The sequence below is a fragment of the Planomonospora algeriensis genome, from assembly GCF_977012225.1.
This window is the reverse complement of sequence record NZ_CDRNDK010000463.1, coordinates 1-4853: the sequence shown is the minus strand read 5'-3', so window position 1 is coordinate 4853 and position 4853 is coordinate 1. Positions and strand designations below refer to the sequence as shown.

Here is a 4853-nt window from a genome sequence, read left to right as displayed (position 1 = left end):
GGTGCCGGGGCCGTCGGGCGTCCGGCTGGTCCGCCAGACCGCGCCGTCGGGCGTCCTCCGCCAGGTCGGGTCGCCGCTCCCGCGCCGGCACGGCCGCAGCACCAGCTCGACGTCGAGCGGCCCGTCCGGCCGCAGGCCCCGCTCCGGCGCGGAGACGCTCACCGGTGCCCCCCGGACCGCCGCAGAGACACGGTGACGCTCACCGGTGCCGTCCGGAGGGGGCGAGGGCGGCGGCGCTGAGGCCCATCGTCGCCGCTCAGACGTCGCTGGAGAAGCGGACCGCGCACTCCGGGAGCACGACCCCCGGCCAGACCCGGCTGCCCGCCAGGAGCTCGTTGCCGGCGCCGACCACGGCGCCGTCGCCGATGACCACGTCACGCAGGATCGCCCCGGACGAGACGCGGGCCCCGATGCCGACCACCGAGTCGACCACCTCCGCGTCGGCGTGGACCACGCAGTCGTCGCCGAGCACGCTCCCGGTGATCCGGGCCCCGGATTCCACGACCGCGCGGGCGCCGACCACCGACCCGCCGGAGACCTTGGCCTCGGGCGAGATCATCGCGCCGGGCAGCGCGAGGAAGTCGCCGGGCGGGCCGGGCAGTGCGGGCGAGGCCAACCGGCCGAGGACCAGGTCGCGGGAGCCCTGGACGAAGGCGGCCGGGGTGCCCACGTCCAGCCAGTAGGACGCGTCGGCGTAGCCGAGCACCAGGGCCCCGTCCTCGATCAGCCCGGGGAAGGTCTCCCGCTCGACCGAGACGACCCGGCCCGCCGGGATGGAGGCGATCACCGAGCGGGTGAAGACGTAGCAGCCCGCGTTGATCAGGTTGGTCACCGGGTTCGGGGTCTTCTCCAGGAAGGCGGTGACCCGCCCCTCCTCGTCGGTCGGCACGCAGCCGAACCGCGAGGGGTCCTCGACCTCGGTGAGGTGCAGCGTGACGGCGGCCCCGCGGGACACGTGCCGGGCGACCTGGTCGCCGATGTCGTGCCCGGACAGGATGTCGCCGTTGAGCACCAGCACGGGCGCGTCCGGGCCGCAGGTCAGCGCCTCGGCCGCGTTGCGGATCGCGCCGCCGGTGCCGAGCGGGGTCTCCTCGGTCATGTACTCGATGGAGAGCCCGAACGCCGAGCCGTCCCCGAAGGCGTCGGAGAACATCTCCGCCCGGTAGGACGTGGCGAACACGATGCGGCCCACCCCGAACGAGCGGGCCCGCGCGAGCTGGTGCGCCAGGAAGGGGACCCCCGCCGTAGGCAGCAGCGGCTTGGGGGTGCCCAGCGTCAGGGGACGCAGCCGCGTCCCCTGTCCTCCGACGAGGAGGATCGCCTCAAGATCCGACAAAGGGGTCTCCGCCATTCCGAGAGGTTAGCCCACTATTCGACAGCGCGTTGATTAAGAACCGGTCCCACCGCCGACCGCGCGGGATCCGGCCCTTCCGCTCCGCTTCACCCTACGGGGAGAGTCCCCGGAATCGTGGGATCAATCACGTGTCTTTTCGCTGGTCGCCAGGGCGCCCGGATCCTCCGTACGGCGGGCCGCCAGCCCGGCCGCGCCCGCGCAGACCAGGTCACCGAGGACGATCACGATCCGCGAGCAGAGCGCCGCGGTGATGGCCGACCCCCGGTCCAGCACGGGCGCCAGCACCGCGACCATCGCCACCTCGCGCACCCCGGCCCCGGCCGGGACCACGAACGTCATGATCCCCAGGCACCAGGAGAGCGCGAAGGCCCCGACGGAGAAGACCGCCACCGACGGGCCGGACGGGCCCAGCTCGTACAGGATCGCGGCCAGGTGCAGGCCGTACGCGGTCCAGCCGAGCAGCGCCCAGCCCAGGGCGGTGAGCATCCCGCGCCGGGTGAGCGGGCGCTCCAGCGGCTCGCGGCCGAGCCTGCGCAGCCCGAACCCGATGACCGCGTTGACCACCCGCGGTTCGAGCGCCACCGCGAGCACGGGCACCAGCAGGAACGCCCACGCGTACGGCGCCGCGGAGCCCGGCGGCGCGGCCGCCAGCGTCACCGCCGAGACCAGCAGCCCGCTGCCGAGCTGGACCGGCATCGTCAGGAAGAACGCCGCGGCGCTGCGCGACCGGGGCACGCCCAGCTCGCGGCCCATCTCCATCTGGGCGACGACCGGCCAGAGCGAGCCGGGGATGTACTTGCCGAGCTGGCCGACGAAGAAGACCTTCGCCGCGGGACGGGCCGGCAGCGGCGAGCCGAGGTCGGCCAGCAGCGCCCGCCACGTCATCATCCCGCCGCCCAGCGCCGCGACCACCGCGACCACCGAGAGCGCCAGTGCCGTCCACGACAGCCGGGCGAACCCGGCCCGCACGTCCTCCCACTGGCCCGCCACCGCCCACGCGCCGAAACCCAGCGCGAGGAGCAGGAACGCGATCCGGACCAGCCGCTTCACCGCGGGACGACCGGGTCGGGCGGCTGCGGCAGGCGCGCTCCCGCCGGGCGCCGGGCGCTCTTGGTCGCCACCCACAGGTAGGTCGGCACCACCGGCAGCAGGGCGCGCAGCACCGCGCGGGGCAGCCGGGACAGCACGGCCTCGGCGGCGCGGCCGACGGCGCCGGGGAACAGCTCGGAGCCGGCGAAGGCCGCCGGGGTGGCCAGCACCGGGAAGGTGTAGTCCCAGACCCGCAGGCCGCGGACCATCTTCCGCAGGCCGCGCCGGGTCCGGTAGCGCTCGTAGTAGCTGTCGGCCCGGCCGGACAGGCGCACGTAGCGGTCGGCGAGCGCGGGCGGCAGGTAGGACAGGAACGGCAGCCTGTAGTGCGGCTCCATCACCCCGAGCCGGTTGCCCAGGCCCAGGTAGAGCACGCCCTCGTCGGACAGCACCCGGCGCATCTCCGCCATGATCGCGTCGGGGTCGACCACGTGCTCGTAGATGTGGTTGAAGACCAGAACGTCGATCGAGCCGTCGGGGAAGGGCAGCGCGGTGCCGTCGGCGCAGACGAACTCCACCCGCTCGCCGAAGCGCGCGGCCGCCTTGCGCAGGCCCGGCACGTCGATGTCCACGCCGAACGTCCGGGCCGCGCCCGCGTCCGCCAGCTCGTCGGCGATGAACCCCGCCGAGCAGCCGATGTCGGCGACGGTCAGCCCCTTCAGCACGTCGGTGTCCCGGCCGAGGAAGTGGCCGAGCACGGCCACGATCTTCGCGGCCTTCCTGCGGCGCTTCTCCTCGTCCAGCATCGCCGCCTGGAACTCGGAGTACTCCAGCTGCGCCTGCCGCTCCGCACCCGCCCTGCCCGTCGCCATCCGCTCCACCGTTCCTCGTCCGCCTGCTTGCGCGCGGTGCCCAAGGCTACCGGCGAGCCGCGACCCTACCGCCGGGTAACCTCCACGTCGTACCCTGAGCGGATGCTCAGCCGTCTGCTCAGCCGCCTGCGGTCCAGCCGCCCGCTCCGGGTCCTGCTGGCACTGGTCGCCCTGGCCTTCGCCGGGTACGGCCTGCACCGCAACTGGGACGGCACCGTCTCCGCGCTCGCCCGCCTGTCGTGGTGGTCGCCCGCCGGGGCGTTCACGGCGGTGATGGCCGGGGCCGGCCTGATGATGGTCGCCTGGCAGCGGGTCGTCGCCGGGCTCGGCTCCGCCTTCCCGCTCGGGGTGGCCGCGCGGGTGCTCTTCGTCGGCCAGCTCGGCAAGTACGTCCCCGGGTCGGTCTGGGCCTACGCCGCGATGATGGAGCTGGGTCGCGACCACGGCTGCCCGCCCCGGCGCACCTTCAGCGGCACCTCGATCGCCCTGGTGGTCTCGCTCGGCTGCGCGGTCGCGCTGGCAGCCGCCACGCTGCCGTTCACCGCCCGGTCGGTGGCCGAGCAGGCGTGGTACCTCGCCCTGGTCATCCCGGTGATCGCCGTCTGCCTGCACCCCAGGGTCCTGACCTGGGGCCTGAACCTGGTCCTGCGCCTGGCCCGCAGGGAGCCGCTGGACCAGGTGCTGCCCGGCCGCGCCCTGCTGGGCGCCGTGGCGTGGACGGTCTCCGGCTGGCTGGTCTACGGCCTGCACGCCTGGCTGGTCATCGGCGACCTGACCGGCGACCTCTCCCCGTCCGCCTACCTGCTCGGCGCCGGGGCCTACGCGTTCGCCTGGGCGAGCGGCCTGCTCGCCGCGTTCGTCCCGGCGGGCGTGGGCGTGCGCGAGGGCGCGATGGTCCTCGTGCTCGCGCCCTCGGTCGGCACGGGCAACGCCGTGGTCGTCGCCGTGCTCTCCCGCCTCGCCTTCACCTTCACCGACGTGGCCTGGGCCGCGATCGGCTTCCTGCTCGGCCGCCGGGCCGCTCAGTCCTCCCCGGGGTCACCGGGAGAGGCCGCCGAGACCAGCGCCTCGACGTACGCCGCCCAGTAGGGCCCGGGGTCCACGGCCTTCACCCCGGCGCGCAGCCGCTCCGGCTCGCCCGGCGCGTAGAACCGCGCCAGGACCTCGCGCAGCGACTCCACCGAGCCCGGCTCGGCCAGCAGGCCGTCCACCCCGTCGGTGACGTGGTCGCCGAGCGTGCCCACCCTCGTCGCGATCACCGGCACGCCCTGCTCGTGGCCGAGCCACACCTGCTGGCTGGCCGTACCGCCGCGGTAGGGCAGGACCAGCGCGTCCACGTCCTCGAACAGGCCCGGCACGTCCTCGGCGGCCACGTAGCCCGGCCGCAGCTCCACCCGATCGGTCAGCCCGAGCTCGGCGACCAGCGCCTCCGTCTCCTCCTGCCCGCCCCAGAACTCCCCGGCCACCCGGAGCGCGACGCCCTCGGGCAGCGCCCGGATCAGCACGTCGAGCCCCTTGTACGGCCGGACCAGCCCGAAGAAGAGCAGCCGCCGGCGCACCTGCCGGCCGGGGCCCGGCTCGGCCCGCTCCCGCGCCCC

The 4853-nt window shown here is 75.0% G+C and carries 5 protein-coding genes; 1 reads left to right on the top strand and 4 read right to left on the bottom strand.

The annotated features are described in order from the left end of the window. Positions 1–256: 256 nt before the first annotated feature. The 3 genes from ACWJ6R_RS30315 to ACWJ6R_RS30305 all read right to left on the bottom strand — a co-directional run bounded on the left by ACWJ6R_RS30315 (position 257) and on the right by ACWJ6R_RS30305 (position 3255). Positions 257–1351 carry a sugar phosphate nucleotidyltransferase gene (locus tag ACWJ6R_RS30315; RefSeq protein WP_449065503.1) on the bottom strand — a complete coding sequence of 365 codons (1095 nt, stop codon included), beginning with the start codon at positions 1349–1351 and terminating at the stop codon, positions 257–259. A 123-nt stretch (positions 1352–1474) separates the two neighbouring features. Continuing rightward, complete coding sequence (locus ACWJ6R_RS30310; RefSeq protein ID WP_449065502.1) at positions 1475–2404, bottom strand: lysylphosphatidylglycerol synthase domain-containing protein; 930 nt, start codon at positions 2402–2404, stop codon at positions 1475–1477. Further along, complete coding sequence (locus tag ACWJ6R_RS30305) at positions 2401–3255, bottom strand: methyltransferase domain-containing protein (protein WP_449065501.1); 855 nt, start codon at positions 3253–3255, stop codon at positions 2401–2403. Before ACWJ6R_RS30305 ends, ACWJ6R_RS30310 begins: the two co-directional genes overlap by 4 nt. A gap of 102 nt (positions 3256–3357) precedes the next feature. On the opposite strand from ACWJ6R_RS30305, the gene ACWJ6R_RS30300 reads away from it, so the two are divergent. Next, a complete protein-coding gene (locus ACWJ6R_RS30300; protein ID WP_449065500.1) occupies positions 3358–4344 on the top strand; it encodes a lysylphosphatidylglycerol synthase domain-containing protein in 987 nt (328 codons plus the stop codon). On the opposite strand, the gene ACWJ6R_RS30295 is transcribed toward ACWJ6R_RS30300, so the two are convergent. Next, positions 4278–4853, bottom strand: a 576-nt coding sequence (locus tag ACWJ6R_RS30295; RefSeq protein WP_449065499.1) for a glycosyltransferase, incomplete at its 5' end; no start/stop codon positions are given. The two genes, ACWJ6R_RS30300 and ACWJ6R_RS30295, sit on opposite strands and share 67 nt — an antisense overlap.

Coding starts and splice junctions, on each gene's coding strand:
- ACWJ6R_RS30300 (WP_449065500.1), top strand. CDS start 3,358: ATGCTCAGCCGTCTGCTCAGCCGCCTGCGGTCCAGCCGCCCGCTCCGG.
- ACWJ6R_RS30315 (WP_449065503.1), bottom strand. CDS start 1,351: ATGGCGGAGACCCCTTTGTCGGATCTTGAGGCGATCCTCCTCGTCGGA.
- ACWJ6R_RS30305 (WP_449065501.1), bottom strand. CDS start 3,255: ATGGCGACGGGCAGGGCGGGTGCGGAGCGGCAGGCGCAGCTGGAGTAC.